Below are 14,013 nucleotides of genomic sequence, written 5' to 3'. Positions count from 1 at the left end.
GGCTTAAGCGTTCAGGAGGGCCTGGGCCACCTTGTCGGCAAAAGCCTGGCAACCGGTCGAACCGCCCAGGTCTGGCGTGCGCGATGCGGGGTTTTCCAGCACCTTGTCCACGGCCACGTCCATCGCCATGGCGGCGGCTTCCAGTGCGGGCACGCCGCGCTTCTCGCCAAGCCACTGCAGCAGCATCGCGCAGGACAGAATCATCGACACCGGGTTGGCCTTGTCCTGGCCTTGGATGTCGGGTGCCGAGCCGTGCTGAGCCTGCGCGCAGCAGTGGGTGTCGCTGGCCATCATGGAGCCAGCCAGGCCCAGACTGCCGGAGAGTTCGCTGGCCAGATCGGAAATGATGTCACCGTAGAAGTTGGTCGCCACCAGCACGTCAAAGCGCTCCGGGTTGCGCACCAGGTGGGCGGTGGAGGCATCCACCAGCAGGTCGTTGAGGGTGACTTCGGGGAATTCCTTGGCCACGTCGCGCACGCATTCCATGAACAGACCGTCGGTCATGTGGAAGCTGTTGGCCTTGTGGATGGCGGTGACCTTCTTGTTGCGCTTCATCGCCAGTTCAAAGGCACGGCGCGCGATGCGCTCGCTGCAGTGGCGGGTGATCTTGCGGAAGGAAAGGGCCATGTCGGGACTGGGCATCAGCTCGGCCCAGCCGCGGGTCATGTTGCGGTCCGGGTAGAAGCCCTCGGTGGCCTCACGCATGATGACCAGATCCATGGTCTTGCCCGGACGCATGTTCGACTCCAGGAAGGGGCGGGTGCGGGCAGGGCGCACGTTGGCATACAGGTCCAGGCCAATGCGGAAGCCAGCCGAGACGTTGCGACCACCCTTCTCGGGGGCCGGGTAGTCGGCGTGCGACTGCGTGCCCAGGATGATGCCGTCGTAGGTACGGGCCTTGGCCAGCGTTTCGTCGCGCAGCGTCGTGCCGTGTTTTTCCAGGCTGGTGAAGCCCACGTCGTCGTGATCAAAGCTCAGATCGAGGTCGAACTTCTGGCTCGCGGCCGTCAAGACCTTGAGGGAAGCAGCAACGATTTCAGGACCAATGCCATCACCGGGCAGCACAAGAATCTTCATCTATGTCTCCATGAGAAAAGGCGGCACCGCGCCACCAGTTGACCCAGGAGTATAAAGTGATTTTGTACTTTGTCAACTATTAGTACAAACTCGTAGATCCATTTGGCTAGACGTTGACTTCCACCGGCGCAGATGATGGCTTGCCATCGGCGGCCTCGTCCGCGTCATGCAGTTTGATACTGCGCGCGACGTCCAGGTGCTGGCGCAGCTTGTAGGAGGCCTCGACCCGATCACCTCCTTCGATCAGGTCCAGCAGCATCAGATGTTCTTCACACTGTCGGTACAGGCGGCTCCGGTCCACGTTCACCCGGTACTCGACCAGGCGCCGCAATTGGTTGACGTTGCGGATGGACTCAAGAAGGAAGCTGTTGTTCGACGCAGCGACCAGGGTTTCGTGGAACTGGGCACCTGCGCGGAACAACTCACCGCGAGGCCATTTCTCAATGCCGCCGTCGAGCATGGCCCGCTGGTCACGGCGTATCCGGTCGAACGCGGCCTTGTCGATCCGGAAGCTGGGCTCCAGCAATGCTGCCGGCTCGATGATCATGCGGAAGCGGTAGCCCTCGCGGTAGGCGGTATCGGTGCTGAGGAAGGGGAGGAACACCCAACCACGACCCGGCTTGCGTTCGGCAAGTCCTTCGCGTCCCATGCGGTTGAGGACGCGCTGCACCTGCAGTCGGGACAATTCGTAGCGCTCCATGAGATCGACCTCGGTGACCTCTTCGGGGAGTACGCCGCTCAGGCGCTCTTCGGCCACGCGCATGTACAAAGCCTCGTCCGACTCATCGTCCGCCGGCATGTCCAGGCGCATCAAATCGGCAGCCCTCTGCTTGAGGAAGAAACCCCGGTTGGGACTGGAGGCGACCACCCCGGCCGACTCCAGGTACTGCAGGGCCTTGCGGATGGGTGAGCGCGACACGCCCAGTTCGTCGGCAAGCGCCTGTTCTCTCAGGCGCTGACCGGCAGGCAGGTCCAGCTTGCGGATGTATTCCAGGATGCCGGCCGCCACCGAGTTGGCGATGCCGCTGGGAGGGTGCGGCATCGCGCTGGTTATTTTGGCGACTCTGGGCGTGTTCATGGCGTTGGGTGTGCTTGTTGGGACTGACAAACGATTATGGACAAACCCACCGTAATCATGGCACGCAGGCATGCGTGGCATTGGCGGATGGACGGGGTGAATTGCTGCATTTGTGTATCAAAGACAATTTTCGTACAATATAAGCTCAATAAATCTTTTGTACAGATGAGACTTGCCCTGATCGCCCACGACCGGAAGAAGGACGACATGCTGGCCCTGGCGGGCAAGCACCTGTCTCTGTTGCGTCAATGTGCGTTGGTGGCCACCGGGACCACCGGAGGCCGACGTCCCGAGAGCTCGACCTGGAGGTGGAGTGTGTGCTCAGCGGACCGCTGGGCGGGGACCAGCAGATCGGCGCAAAGCTGGTGGCGGGGCACGTCCAGGCCCTGGTGTTCCTGCGGGATCCGATGACGCCTCAACCGCACGAACCGGACATCAATGCCCTGGTGAGGGCTTGCGACGTGCACAACGTACCCTGCGCCACCAACCTGTCCACCGCTGACATGCTGCTGGACTCATTGGCGATGAACCTCCCCAGCGAGACCGGGCAGGTTTGACCCGCGGTCCCGAGAGCTCGACCTGGAGGTGGAGTGTGTGCTCAGCGGACCGCTGGGCGGGGACCAGCAGATCGGCGCAAAGCTGGTGGCGGGGCACGTCCAGGCCCTGGTGTTCCTGCGGGATCCGATGACGCCTCAACCGCACGAACCGGACATCAATGCCCTGGTGAGGGCTTGCGACGTGCACAACGTACCCTGCGCCACCAACCTGTCCACCGCTGACATGCTGCTGGACTCATTGGCGATGAACCTCCCCAGCGAGACCGGGCAGGTTTGACCCGCGGATGGTCGTGCAGTCGCATTCCGTTTAGTGACTCAAACCCACGAAGCTCATGCACACGGGGCTGGCGCAATGAAGAGGTTCGCCCACGGGTGCCAGCAAGCCTGAGCGCTCATCTACCCGGAAGCGCACGATGGTGTCCGAGTCTTCGTTGAGCACGTAGAGCCAGCGGCCGGACGGGTGCAAGGCAAAAAAGCGGGGCGTGCGACCCAGGGTCGGTACGGTTTGCACCAGGCGCAGGTCGCCGCTGGCCTGATCGATCTCAAATACGGCCAAACTGTCTTCGCCGCGGTTGGAGGCATACAGCCAGCGCCCGCTGGGGTGGGCCTCGATTTCAGAGGCTCGGCTGTTGCCTGTGAAACGCTCGTTGAGCGACGACAACACCTGAAACGGTGTCAGCTCACCGCTGCCAGTGTCGAAGCGGTAGGCAGTCACAGTGGAGTCCAGTTCGTTGACGCAGTACAGCCATGACCCGTTCGGATGGAACACCACATGGCGCGGACCGGCCATCTCGCGACTGGAAACAAACGGGTTGTGCGCGGGCACCAGCTGGCCGTTCTCAAATTGGAACACGAAGACCTTGTCCAGCCCCTTGTCCGGCACGACCACAAAGCGTCCCGAAAGATCGAACGGGTTGAAATGCGGCTTGGAGAAGGGCTGTTCCTTCCGGTGCGGGCCGGGTTCGCCTACCAGCGGAACGAGCTGTGTCACCTGACCCAGCCGACCGTCGTCCATGATGCTCAATACGGCCATGGCACTGGTCAGGTGGTTGGAGACCACCAGCCGCTGATGGCTGGGATCCAGCGCCAGATGCACCGGGTTGCGTCCTTCGCAGGACACCTGATTGAGAAAGGTGAGCGCACCCGTTTCTGTGTGAACTCGGAAAGCGCTGACTTCCTGACTGTCGCCATGGATGGAGTACAACACCTGATGGCGGTCGCTGTAGGCTTGGAAAGATGGGTTCAGCAGGCCGCCTACGACGTCCGTGGGGGTCAGATCTCCGGTGGATTCGTTGACGTGGAAGATGCTGATGCCTTCGCCGCGAGCGTTGCGCTCGCGGGTGGTTCTGGAGCCGATGTAAGCCCACATGGTTCAGGCCTTCGCAGCGGGAGCCACTGACGCACCCTGGATACCAAAGCGGGCCAGTTCCCTGGCCACGAGACCTGAAGCCTTGGCGCTTTCCAGGAAATCAAACAGGCAGCGGGCGGCGTCTTCTCCACGCCCACGGGGCAGCCCCATGGCCTGTTCGATCACCATGAAGCGGCCGGGCAGGATACGCAGACCTTCAAAACGCTGCAGGTCGGCTTCAAGTTGCTGGCGCACGCCGGCGGCCACATCCAGCGCCTGTTCCATGAACACGTCCACCACCGTGGGCGACGAAGGCGCGCGCACGATGTGTGCCCGGTGCAGTTCGCGCGTCAGGAACAGGTCGTAAGCGCTGCCCTTGCCCACCGTGACGAGCACGCCTTCCTGATCCACATCGTCGTTGCAGGTGAAGGTCGAGCCTTCGCGCACCAGGTACGCACCCTCGATGAGGACGTAGGGCGCAGTGAAGTGGATGCCCTGACCGCGGATCGGATCGATGGCGAAGAAGCCGAAGTCAGCCTCTTCCCGGGTGACCGCATCGACAGACTTGCCGGCCGTGTCGAAAACCACCATGTCCAGGGGCAGGTCCAGATGCTGAGCGAAAGCTTGCGCTAGCGAGACAGAGACACCTTCGGGTTCGCCCGTGGTGGGGTTGCGGTGCACCAGCACCGGGTTGCCCAGGTTGATGGACGCGCGCAGGCGACCGGTGGGTGCAAGGGTTTTCTTCAGGGCGTCCGATACGGTGCTCATGGGAGATCTCTGTGAAGGTGCTGTGCGATGGTCTTTTCGAGGATGGCGGGAATCACGCCACCCTTTTGCAGCAGCTCGACTTCGAGCTGCGTTTCAACGGCGGCCTTGGCCGGAATGGATGTCGAGTTGCCGTCTCGACGGCGCAGGCGCACTTCGATGTCGCAGCGTGGGCTAAGTGCTGCGGCATCTGCGACCACCTCGATCTCGTCGCCGGGCTGGATGTTCAGGCTGCTCGGCGATACGCCGTGGGTCATGCGCACCGGCAGGATGCCCATGCCGATGAGGTTGGAGCGGTGGATGCGCTCGAAGCCGACCGCCAGCACGGCGCGCACGCCCAGCAGCCGCTGACCCTTGGCAGCCCAGTCGCGCGAAGACCCCATGCCGTAGCGTTCACCCGCGACGATGACGACAGATTGCCCTGCGGCCTTGTACCTTGCCGACGCCTCCCACAGGGGCAGTGTCTCGCCCGTGGGAATGTGCAGCGTGTGCGCCACCGGAGCGCCGGGCGCCAGCAGGTTGCGCAGGTTCTTGTTGTGAAAGGCTGCGCGCAGCATCACTTCCCAGTTGCCCCGCCTGGACGCGAACACGTTGAGGTCGCGCCGGTCGTCGCCACGCTCGACCAGAAAGTCGGCGACCAGGCTGTCGGGCGGTATCGCGCTGGCGGGAGAGATGTGGTCGGTGGTGATGTCATCACCCAGCACCAGCAGAGGGAAGGCGCGGTAGGTGCCCAGTTGCGAGCCTTCCTGGAGCGACGCGAAAGGGGGGCGTCGCAACGCGGTGGACGCCTCGTCCCAGGGATATCGTGGCGCGTCCGGCGCCTCGATGGCGTGCCAGAGCGGGTTGGCGCTGGCCCTGGCAAAGTCGGCCGCGTAGTCTGCCGGGGCTTGAGACAGGCGCAAGGTTTCGTCGATCTCATCAGCCGTGGGCCAGATGTCGGCCAGGTGGACTGGGTGACCGTCCGCTCCGGTCTGCAGCGGCTCATCGCGCAGATTGCGGCGGGCGTCGCCGGCGATGGCGAACGCCACCACCAGCAGCGGCGACATGATGAAGCTCAGTTCGATATCGGGGTGAACGCGGCCCGGGAAATTGCGGTTGCCCGAGACAATGGCCAGCGCCTTCACCTCGCCCCGCTCCTGCGCCAGGCGGATCGGCTCGGTCAGCGGTCCGGGGTTGCCGATGCAGGTGCTGCATCCATAACCCACGATGTTGAAGCCCAGTGCTGCAAGGTCGTCGGTCAGGCCGGCACGCTGCAGGTAGCTGGCCGCCGCGGGCGATCCGGGTGCCAGCGAGGTCTTGACCCAGTACGGCACCGTCAGACCCTTGGCCCTGGCCTTGCGGGCCAACAGACCGGCGGCAATCAACAGCCTTGGATCGCTGGTGTTGGTGCAACTGGAGATGGCGGCAATGCCCACGGGATGCAGTGGCATGTCCTCGCACGTTGCTTTGGGTTGAAAGCCGACCGCGTCCAGCGCCCGGCCCGCGTCCTGCAACGACAGCAGGTCCTGCGGCCGGGTCGGACCCGCGATGTGCACACCAATCTGGCCCAGGTCGATTTCGATGGTTTTGGAATAGACGGGGGTGGCGAGTGGGTCGAACCACAGTCCGGACGCTTGCTGGTGGGCGCGCACCAGCTCGATGTGTGCCGGGCTCCGGCCAGTGGCCGCCAGATAGCTCAGGGTGGCTTCGTCCACCGGAAAGTAGCCGGTGGTGGCGCCATATTCCGGAGCCATGTTGGCCACCACCGCCCGCTCGTTGGCCGAGAGGGTAGACACACCAGGCCCGTAGAACTCGACAAACTCGCCGGTCACATCCAGCGCACGCAAGCGCTGGGTCACGGTCAGGGCCAGGTCGGTGGCCTGTGCAGGTGCTGCCAACCGGCCCACCAATCGCACGCCCACCACGTCCGGGATGCGCAACATGGTGGGCATGCCGAACATGACGGTCTGCGCTTCCAGTCCGCCGACGCCCCAGCCCAGCACCCCCAAGCCGTTGACCATCGGGGTGTGGCTGTCGGTGCCCAGCATCACGTCGGGGATCAGCCAGGCCTGGCCGTCGCGTTGTTCGACGCAGCTGACGGTGGCCAACTGTTCCAGGTTGATGGTGTGCATGATGCCCGTGCCGGGCGGGTTGATGCGTACGCCGTCCAGTGCCTTCGAGGCCCAGCGCAGGAAGCGGTAGCGCTCACGGTTGCGGCGGATTTCGTGCTGCATGTTCAGCGTGATCGCATCGGGTCGGCCATAGACCTCGACCGCCAGCGAATGGTCGACCGAAACATCCACCGGCAGGGTGGGACTCAGCACCGCCGGGTCCACGCCGGCTTCGGCCAATGCATCCCGCATGCCGGCGATGTCCACCAGCGCAGGGGTGCTGGTGGTGTCGTGCATCAGCACACGGCCTGGCTGGAACGGGATCTCGGCTTCGCTGCTGGCGTGATCCAGCCACTGGAGCAGGTCGGACACGTGAACTTGTCGCTCGGCGCCCTGGGTGGTGCGCACCACGTTTTCAAGCAGCACGCGCAGCACATGGGGCAGTCGTGTCAGGGGGGGGCCCAGCAGGGCTGACAGGTTCACGTGGCGGTAGGAAACGCCATGCACCGTCATGGTGGTGCTGGACATGTCGGCAGGGATTGTCTTGTTCATGACATGATTTTGCATTTGAAGCAAATATAATGCAATATGGGTTCATGCCAAAACTTCTGAAAATGCTCTGAACCTTCAGTCTATCCACTCTAGGTTTTGCCTAAATCGCTCAGTGTGATGTGGTTTTTACTGATGGAGCAAACACTATGATTGCATCAAATAATACATGAATACAATAAAATCAATCCGTGGGGACGTCGTCCCACGGGTACTTTCAACCGTGTTCACTTGCTAGGAGACAAGACATGCAGCGTTCAAACACCCCCTTCACACCAGCGCGCCGTGCGGCCGTTATCGGACTGGCCGTCGCTGCGGTCATCTCCGGTAGCGCTTATGCCCAGTCGGGCTACCCGAGTCGCCCGATCAAAATCGTGGTGGCCTTCGCCGCTGGCGGCCCCAACGACGTGATGGCCCGCATCCTGGCCGAGCGCCTCCAAGCTCAGCTGGGACAGCCCGTCATCGTGGACAACAAGCCCGGTGCGGGTGGCACCATCGGTTCCGAACTGGTTGCCAGGTCGCCGGCGGACGGCTACACGCTGCTGTTCCCCAGTGCCCCGTTCGTGACCGCGCCCGCGCTCTATGGCGCCCGCCTCAAATACGACACGCTCAAGGACATCACCGGCATTGCGAAAGTGGCGGAATCCCCTCTGGTGATGATGGTGCCACCCGGTTCTCCCTACAAGTCGCTACAGGAACTGGTGAATGCCGGCAAGAGCAAGCCCAATGCATTGAACTACGGCAGCGGCGGGGTCGCCAGCACGCCGCACCTGGCGACGTCACTGCTGGAAGTGAGCACCGGTGCCCAGTTCCAGCACGTGCCCTATCGGGGCGGCGGTCCTGCCATGCAGGCGCTGGCGGGCGGGGAGATCAACATGCTGCTGGACAGCGTGACCACGGCCGGTCCGCAGGTGACCGGTGGCCGGGTGACCGCATTGGCGGTAACGGGCGAGAAACGATCGCCCAAGCTCCCTAACGTGCCGACCTTTGCCGAAGCGGGTTTCCCAAAATACGAGATGACCCACTGGGTGGGTCTGGCAGCGCCGGCGCAGACACCCAAGGACATCTTGGACCGCCTACACAAGGAAACCATCAAGGCCATGGGCACACCCGAATTGCGCGCGCGATTTGATCAGCTGGGCGCCACGCCGATCCTGGCATCGCGCGATGCGTTCAACAGCTTCCTGGCGCAGGAGGTCAAGACCTGGACCGAGGTCATCAAGAAGGCCAACATTCAGGCCGAGTGACCCGTTTGAGAAGCGCACACCATCTTGCACGTTGAGAGACCAACAGCACATGTCCGAGCAAACCGATACGCACGTTCATGTGTTCGACCCCTGGCGGTTTCCTTACGTGTCGCACCGCGCCTACACGCCGGGGGCCGCGACCGGCGCCGACCTGTTGCGACACCTCGAACGCATTGGTTGTGGTCGCGTGGTGTGTGTGCAACCCAGCGTCTACGGCACCAACAACGCTTGCTTGCTGGATGCGCTGACCATGCTGAACCAGGCTGGGGCGCAAGCTCGGGGGTCGGTGGTGCTCGATCGATCCGTCACACTCGGCCAGTTGGAGGCCATGCACGATGCCGGCGTGCGGGCTGTGAGAATCAACTGGGTGGTGCAAGAGTCCGGTCGATCCAACGATCCCGATGCACTCGTTCTACAGCTGCAAACACTGAACGAGCAACTCGGGTCGCTGGACTGGAGCATCGAGCTTTTTGCCCATCTAAAGGACATCCTGGACATCGCGCCCGAACTTGCACGGCTGAAGCGCAAGATCGTCTTGGACCACTTTGCGCTGCTCAAACCCAACGACAATCCGGTTGACATCCTGTCGTTGGCCAGGCTGCTCGACTTCACGCCCAACGTGTATTTGAAGCTGTCCGCTCCTTACCAGGTGTCGGCGCAGACTCCCGACTACAGTGACCTGGCCCCGGTGGTGCGCACCCTGGTTGCGGCGGGCCCAAAGCAACTGCTGTGGGGCAGCAACTGGCCACACACGAGTGGTCATGCACGGGATGTGGGCCACAAGCCGGAAGACATTGAACCCTTCCGCTACGAAGACGATGCTCACACGCTGGCTCTGACCCAGGCCCGTATAGGGTCTGCGCAGGACTGGCATCGCCTCATGGTCACCACTCCCTCGCAGGTCTTTGGGTTCTGACAACCGTGCAGCTGCACAGACTGGCCAGGGCTCTGTCTGCCATCCCATGAAACTCAGCGCACACATTGGATTCCTGTTCACCGAGCACCAGCCCCTTGAGCGCATTCGCCGGGCGGCAGCGGCTGGCTTCTCGGGCATTGAGTGGCCCAGCCTCTACCAGGAAGACCTGGATGAACTCAGCCAACTGGGCGTCGAGCTGAACCTGCATTGGCCCATCGTGGTGTTGCCTCAGGGGCAGGCGCACAAACAAGAACGGGGGCTGGCCGCTTTGCCCGGGCGCCAGTCGGAGTTCCGCGATGGGCTGGACCAGGCCGTGGCACACGCCCAGCGACTGGGAAGCCACTTGATCAACCCCATGGCGGGTGTGGGTGTGGACTTGGACGACCCGCGCGTGATGGCCACCTATCTGGAGAACCTATGGTTGAGCCAGCACGTGGCTCGGCGCCATGGCTTGGGTGTGGCCATTGAGGTCATCAGCGAGGTGTCGATTCCTGGATATGTACTCTCGGACTACCAGTATGTCGACAAACTGATCAAGGAGTTGCCTGGGCTGGGCTTGGTGTTTGACACATTTCATGCGGCCCAGTTGACCGGAGACCCGGTATCTGTGGTTCACGTACTGGGTAAGCACATTGCCCATGTGCAGCTGGGAGATCACCCCGGTCGCCACGAGCCCTACACGGGAATCATCGACTTTGCGGCCACGTTTCAAGCCCTGCGTTCAGTGGACTATGACGGCTGGTTCGGTTGTGAATACCTGCCCGCACAAGGCACTGAAGCGGGACTTGGCTGGATGGAGCGTCTGTCCGGCGTCCTGCCTGTGCTCGACCAAGGGGCTGCTTCACAGGTTTAAGGCGCTCCGGCGTGCACCCGGCTGACCGCAGGCATGTTGTCGAGGTCGGAGCTCATCACTCTTCAATCGCCCCACCGATCGAGCGCAGATGCTGGCGGAACGTCAGTTCAGGATCGGCCTCCCGGCCAGCAAGAAACTCATCGAATCGGGCTTGTGCCCTGAAGGTCGTGCCTTGTTGCATGCGGGCGGCTTGGTAGCGTTCGGTGTCGCGGATGCTGGCAGCGAGTTCCGCAACATCGGTTGCCCGATCCAGCGGAATGAAGATGAGACCGTCGTCGTCGCCCAGCACGAAGTCATCAGCATTGACGGTATGGGTGCCGCAGATGGCGGACGTGAGCGCCTGTGCTTCTTGTGTGTCCAGTCGCTGGGGGCCGGTCGGCAGGGTGCCCAGGCTGAACACGGGCAGACGAATGGTTTCAAGCTCCTTGGTGTCGCGGTGCAGGCCCCAGATCACGATGCCACGCAGGCCAGCTTGGGCCGTCTCCAGCGTCACAAGGTCACCGACGCACGCTTCGTCCGTTCGCCCGCCGTTGTCAACGACCATGACATCCCCAGGGGATGAGCGTTTGATCGCCTCCAGGAAGACGTCCACGCTGCCGTAGTGCCGTGCAGGGCACACCCGGCCCACCATATGACTGCCTCTCCAGACGGGCCGCATTTCCATGGGCGCGCACCTGACCGGTATGCCCAGCCGCAGACAGGCGTCCGCCACGTGCGGGGTTGTGAGATCGAGATAGGTTCTTTGAAGGCGAACGGCGTCCATGGTGGTGTCTCCTTGATGGATTCAGTTTTGGGTGGCTTCGCGCAAGTCACGAAGCAAGTGGTTTGATCGGTTGGTCATGGCGAGGGAGTAACGCCAGCCGCGGCCGATGCGGGTCGGACGCAGCGTACTGAGAGGTTCAATGGGGTTGTCGAAAATGTTGAGCGATGCCGTTCCCTCCCACACAGGGCCCGCCTGTACATTCTCGGCCTGCAACCGGACGAGCTCGTACACCGCCGGTTGATCGAGTTGACCCTCGAACATCGACGGAAAGTGGCGCAGCGCCACGATGGGACGGCGGCCAAAGGTCGCTGCAGGACCGTCTGCAGGCCGAGTCAGCGTCACGTGGCCCTCGGCAATCCGTCGGTCCTTGACGGTCACCGTGCCGGCGAACGATGCACCGGCTTCGATGCCCGGTGAAGCGATGGACTTCACCCCCATGGATCGGGTCACCCACACCGAGCCCATCTTCTTTGGGTAGCCCAGCGCCCATCCACGTGCCAGCGAGGTGTCCTGGTCAACCACGATGTAGGGGCAGTACTGCATCAGTTGGCCTTCGTACTGCACGCTGACCAGCACGATGCATTCCCGATACTGAGCACGGATGGGATCGAGCAGCTCGCCGCCCGTATCCGTGCACGCCTGCCAGTCGACAAAAGAAACCGTGGTGAGTCCGGGCTCATCGGGGTGAAGGCTGAGCCCTGGCGGGAGCAACGCCTCGACGGCGGCGGGATCCACCCAGCATTCGATGGTGGAGAAGTCTGCCGAGTAGTGCCAAGGGGGTGTTGGGGCAATGCTGGCAGCACCGTCTCGCGAGAAGGGGCCCATGAAGCCCTGGGCGGTGGCGAATCGTGTCATCTCTGGTTCCTGTTCTTTGTCTGAAGACCGTGTGATCCATCAACACTGCAGCTCATGGCCCCTGCTGCGACTGGCGCTGGCCTGCTGTGGTGAAAGCCGGCGGCTGATTGAGCGAGCGCCTGGACAAGTGGTCAGCCTTCACACCACTTGCGGTTGCTTCTGTGATGAAATTTATCGCTAATCAGCGGAAATTTGGTTGCGTTTTTAGCCTCATATGTATCCATGGTTAGCATCATGTGCTCGCAAAATTTCCATGCTTGAATCGCTGTGCCAATTTGAAAATCCATCTTTCGCAGCATGAATACAGACGCTCCAAAACCTCTCGATGCCATTGACCGAAAAATTCTTCGGGTCCTCCAGGAGGAGGGGCGCATTCAGAACGTGGACTTGGCTGAGCGGGTGGGCCTTTCGCCCTCACCGTGCTTGCGGCGGGTCAAACTTCTCGAAGAGTCGGGTGTGATCGAGCGTTATGCAGCGCAGCTGAGTCCGGCGAAGTTGGGCATCGGGCTCACCGTCTTCGTGCGGATATGGCTCAAGAGTCAGGACGCCAAAACCATTGACGGGTTCACGGCCGAGGTTCAACGGTTCGCTGAAGTCGTTGAGTGCCATCTCATGGCTGGTGACTGCGATTTCCTGCTGCGTGTTGTTGCGGCCGACCTCGATGCCTACAGAAGGTTTCAAGGCGAGCACCTGACGAGGATCGCGGGTGCCCAGAGTGTCAAGACCGAGATCCCGATGCAAAAAATTAAGTCGACATCGGCGCTGCCCATTTGATCGGCGTGCGCCGGTCGACTCCCATCGCCTTGTCGTCGCAATGACAAGCCAGTGCGGCCGTGGCGGAAACAATCAAGAGGCACGCTTTTCCGGGGCACCCCAGCAGATTGCCAGGCCAGCCAAAAACCTTCAGCCAAGGACCGCCGATGTCGTTGAACGTTCTTCTTGAACACCTTTTGACCGCAGATCAGCAGCCGTTCGAATGTGAGGACCTCGCGACGTGGCTGCCGTCATGGCGCGAAAAGCAGATCGCGCTGGCTGTACACGGCCCCTTCGTGGCAGCCGCCGCTGCGGCGGTTCGAGCTGACCGCCTCGCTTGGGCTTTTTTCAGTGGCTACCAGGGCGCCATTCAGACCACGTTTCCGGCCCAGGCCCGCCATGGCGTGGTGAGCGCCTTTTGCGTCAACGAGTCAGGTCGGAAGATCACGGACATCGAAACGGTAGTCTCCAACGCCAACGGCGCTCTGTCGCTTCATGGAAAAAAAGGGTGGACCCTTGACGGACCTGAAGAACTGCAACTGTTCGTCCTGGCGCGTAGCGCGGCTGGATTGGCCAAAGGCCCCGGCAGCCTGGCCTGCGTTCGAGTCCCGCTTCACACCCCTGGCATTGCCTTGGCGCGTCGACAACATCAAGGACCGGTTCCGGAGCTGACCCACGTTGAAGTCACGTTTGGCGATGTCGGGATTCCGTCTTCTCACGTTCTTCCCGGCGACGGCTATTCAGACTATGCCAAGCCCTTCAGACTCAGAGAAGATATCTTCGTGACGGGCTGCACCCTGGCCTACCTGTTGGGCGAAGGACGGTTGGCATCATGGCCCACCACCTGGGCGCAACAGTGCGTCGCAGCCATCGCAGGCCTTCACGGATGCTCAACGCTGGACCCGCACCTCGCTGAGACGCATGTTCTGACGGCTGGCGTTCTTTCAGGAGCGGGCGAAGTCATTCACGAGTCCGAATTTTTGTGGGGACGCAGTTCCCCGAACAAGTTGGCGCGGTGGCACCGGGACCTGCCGCTGCTCTCACTCGGGCGGGAGGCGCGCCGGCAGCGGGTGGTCAAGTCATGGCGGGCGATCGGTTGGACGGTGCCGGAACACTTCGGCCTTGGAGACCACACCTCCGGTTCATTGGTTGTGTAAGCGTC

At 62.3% G+C, this 14,013-nt stretch carries 12 protein-coding genes and 2 pseudogenes; 7 read left to right on the top strand and 7 right to left on the bottom strand.

The features are described from left to right. Positions 1–3: 3 nt before the first annotated feature. Together IM738_RS10950 and IM738_RS10945 are read right to left on the bottom strand one after the other, a co-directional pair. Positions 4–1,077 (bottom strand): isocitrate/isopropylmalate dehydrogenase family protein, encoded by a 1,074-nt coding sequence (locus tag IM738_RS10950; protein ID WP_236965892.1) that lies wholly within the window; start codon positions 1,075–1,077, stop codon positions 4–6. A gap of 106 nt (positions 1,078–1,183) precedes the next feature. Next, positions 1,184–2,155, bottom strand: a complete 972-nt coding sequence (locus tag IM738_RS10945) for a GntR family transcriptional regulator (protein WP_236965891.1) — start codon at positions 2,153–2,155, stop codon at positions 1,184–1,186. A gap of 165 nt (positions 2,156–2,320) precedes the next feature. Between IM738_RS10945 and IM738_RS10940 the strand changes: the two are divergent. Together IM738_RS10940 and IM738_RS10935 are read left to right on the top strand one after the other, a co-directional pair. Then, positions 2,321–2,712: pseudogene (locus tag IM738_RS10940) on the top strand (methylglyoxal synthase). A gap of 13 nt (positions 2,713–2,725) precedes the next feature. Next, a pseudogene (locus IM738_RS10935) lies at positions 2,726–2,989 on the top strand (methylglyoxal synthase); the annotation flags it as partial. Between the two features lie 30 nt (positions 2,990–3,019). Here the strand turns inward: IM738_RS10935 and IM738_RS10930 are convergent. The 3 genes from IM738_RS10930 to acnA are packed head-to-tail and all read right to left on the bottom strand — an operon-like array spanning position 3,020 to position 7,467. Further along, positions 3,020–4,081: a lactonase family protein gene (locus IM738_RS10930; RefSeq protein ID WP_236965890.1), complete on the bottom strand. Its 1,062-nt coding sequence runs from the start codon at positions 4,079–4,081 to the stop codon at positions 3,020–3,022. A gap of 3 nt (positions 4,082–4,084) precedes the next feature. Further along, complete coding sequence (locus IM738_RS10925) at positions 4,085–4,828, bottom strand: ABC transporter substrate-binding protein (RefSeq protein ID WP_236965889.1); 744 nt, start codon at positions 4,826–4,828, stop codon at positions 4,085–4,087. Next, entirely contained in the window at positions 4,825–7,467 is a 2,643-nt protein-coding gene (gene acnA, locus IM738_RS10920; RefSeq protein ID WP_442908507.1) for an aconitate hydratase AcnA, read from the bottom strand. The genes IM738_RS10925 and acnA overlap by 4 nt, the downstream gene beginning before the upstream one ends. 245 nt (positions 7,468–7,712) lie before the next feature. On the opposite strand from acnA, the gene IM738_RS10915 reads away from it, so the two are divergent. From IM738_RS10915 to IM738_RS10905, 3 genes are read left to right on the top strand one after another with little or no spacing between them, the layout of a single operon-like run. Next, positions 7,713–8,711 carry a Bug family tripartite tricarboxylate transporter substrate binding protein gene (locus IM738_RS10915; protein ID WP_236965888.1) on the top strand — a complete coding sequence of 333 codons (999 nt, stop codon included), beginning with the start codon at positions 7,713–7,715 and terminating at the stop codon, positions 8,709–8,711. Positions 8,712–8,760: 49 nt separating this feature from the next. Further along, entirely contained in the window at positions 8,761–9,627 is an 867-nt protein-coding gene (locus IM738_RS10910) for an amidohydrolase family protein (protein ID WP_236965887.1), read from the top strand. Between the two features lie 46 nt (positions 9,628–9,673). Beyond that, positions 9,674–10,480 (top strand): hydroxypyruvate isomerase family protein, encoded by an 807-nt coding sequence (locus IM738_RS10905; RefSeq protein ID WP_236965886.1) that lies wholly within the window; start codon positions 9,674–9,676, stop codon positions 10,478–10,480. 55 nt (positions 10,481–10,535) lie between these two features. Here IM738_RS10905 and IM738_RS10900 read toward each other — a convergent pair whose 3' ends face one another. Then, positions 10,536–11,243 carry an RraA family protein gene (locus tag IM738_RS10900; RefSeq protein ID WP_236965885.1) on the bottom strand — a complete coding sequence of 236 codons (708 nt, stop codon included), beginning with the start codon at positions 11,241–11,243 and terminating at the stop codon, positions 10,536–10,538. A 21-nt stretch (positions 11,244–11,264) separates the two neighbouring features. Further along, positions 11,265–12,098, bottom strand: a complete 834-nt coding sequence (locus tag IM738_RS10895) for an acetoacetate decarboxylase family protein (protein WP_236965884.1) — start codon at positions 12,096–12,098, stop codon at positions 11,265–11,267. A 297-nt stretch (positions 12,099–12,395) separates the two neighbouring features. Between IM738_RS10895 and IM738_RS10890 the strand changes: the two genes are divergently transcribed. Further along, positions 12,396–12,872 (top strand): Lrp/AsnC family transcriptional regulator, encoded by a 477-nt coding sequence (locus IM738_RS10890; RefSeq protein WP_236965883.1) that lies wholly within the window; start codon positions 12,396–12,398, stop codon positions 12,870–12,872. A gap of 146 nt (positions 12,873–13,018) precedes the next feature. Beyond that, positions 13,019–14,008 (top strand): hypothetical protein, encoded by a 990-nt coding sequence (locus IM738_RS10885; RefSeq protein ID WP_236965882.1) that lies wholly within the window; start codon positions 13,019–13,021, stop codon positions 14,006–14,008. The last annotated feature ends 5 nt before the right edge of the window (positions 14,009–14,013 follow it).

The sequence above is a fragment of the Hydrogenophaga sp. SL48 genome, assembly GCF_021729865.1.
Taxonomy (GTDB): domain Bacteria; phylum Pseudomonadota; class Gammaproteobacteria; order Burkholderiales; family Burkholderiaceae_C; genus Hydrogenophaga.
This window is presented reverse-complemented; position numbering and strand designations above follow the sequence as displayed.

Excerpts from the sequence above, each read along its gene's own strand:
- IM738_RS10890 (WP_236965883.1), top strand. The coding sequence starts at position 12,396 with ATGAATACAGACGCTCCAAAACCTCTCGATGCCATTGACCGAAAAATT.
- IM738_RS10885 (WP_236965882.1), top strand. The coding sequence starts at position 13,019 with ATGTCGTTGAACGTTCTTCTTGAACACCTTTTGACCGCAGATCAGCAG.
- IM738_RS10900 (WP_236965885.1), bottom strand. The coding sequence starts at position 11,243 with ATGGACGCCGTTCGCCTTCAAAGAACCTATCTCGATCTCACAACCCCG.
- IM738_RS10950 (WP_236965892.1), bottom strand. The coding sequence starts at position 1,077 with ATGAAGATTCTTGTGCTGCCCGGTGATGGCATTGGTCCTGAAATCGTT.
- IM738_RS10905 (WP_236965886.1), top strand. The coding sequence starts at position 9,674 with ATGAAACTCAGCGCACACATTGGATTCCTGTTCACCGAGCACCAGCCC.
- acnA (WP_442908507.1), bottom strand. The coding sequence starts at position 7,467 with ATGAACAAGACAATCCCTGCCGACATGTCCAGCACCACCATGACGGTG.
- IM738_RS10930 (WP_236965890.1), bottom strand. The coding sequence starts at position 4,081 with ATGTGGGCTTACATCGGCTCCAGAACCACCCGCGAGCGCAACGCTCGC.
- IM738_RS10925 (WP_236965889.1), bottom strand. The coding sequence starts at position 4,828 with ATGAGCACCGTATCGGACGCCCTGAAGAAAACCCTTGCACCCACCGGT.
- IM738_RS10895 (WP_236965884.1), bottom strand. The coding sequence starts at position 12,098 with ATGACACGATTCGCCACCGCCCAGGGCTTCATGGGCCCCTTCTCGCGA.
- IM738_RS10945 (WP_236965891.1), bottom strand. The coding sequence starts at position 2,155 with ATGAACACGCCCAGAGTCGCCAAAATAACCAGCGCGATGCCGCACCCT.
- IM738_RS10910 (WP_236965887.1), top strand. The coding sequence starts at position 8,761 with ATGTCCGAGCAAACCGATACGCACGTTCATGTGTTCGACCCCTGGCGG.
- IM738_RS10915 (WP_236965888.1), top strand. The coding sequence starts at position 7,713 with ATGCAGCGTTCAAACACCCCCTTCACACCAGCGCGCCGTGCGGCCGTT.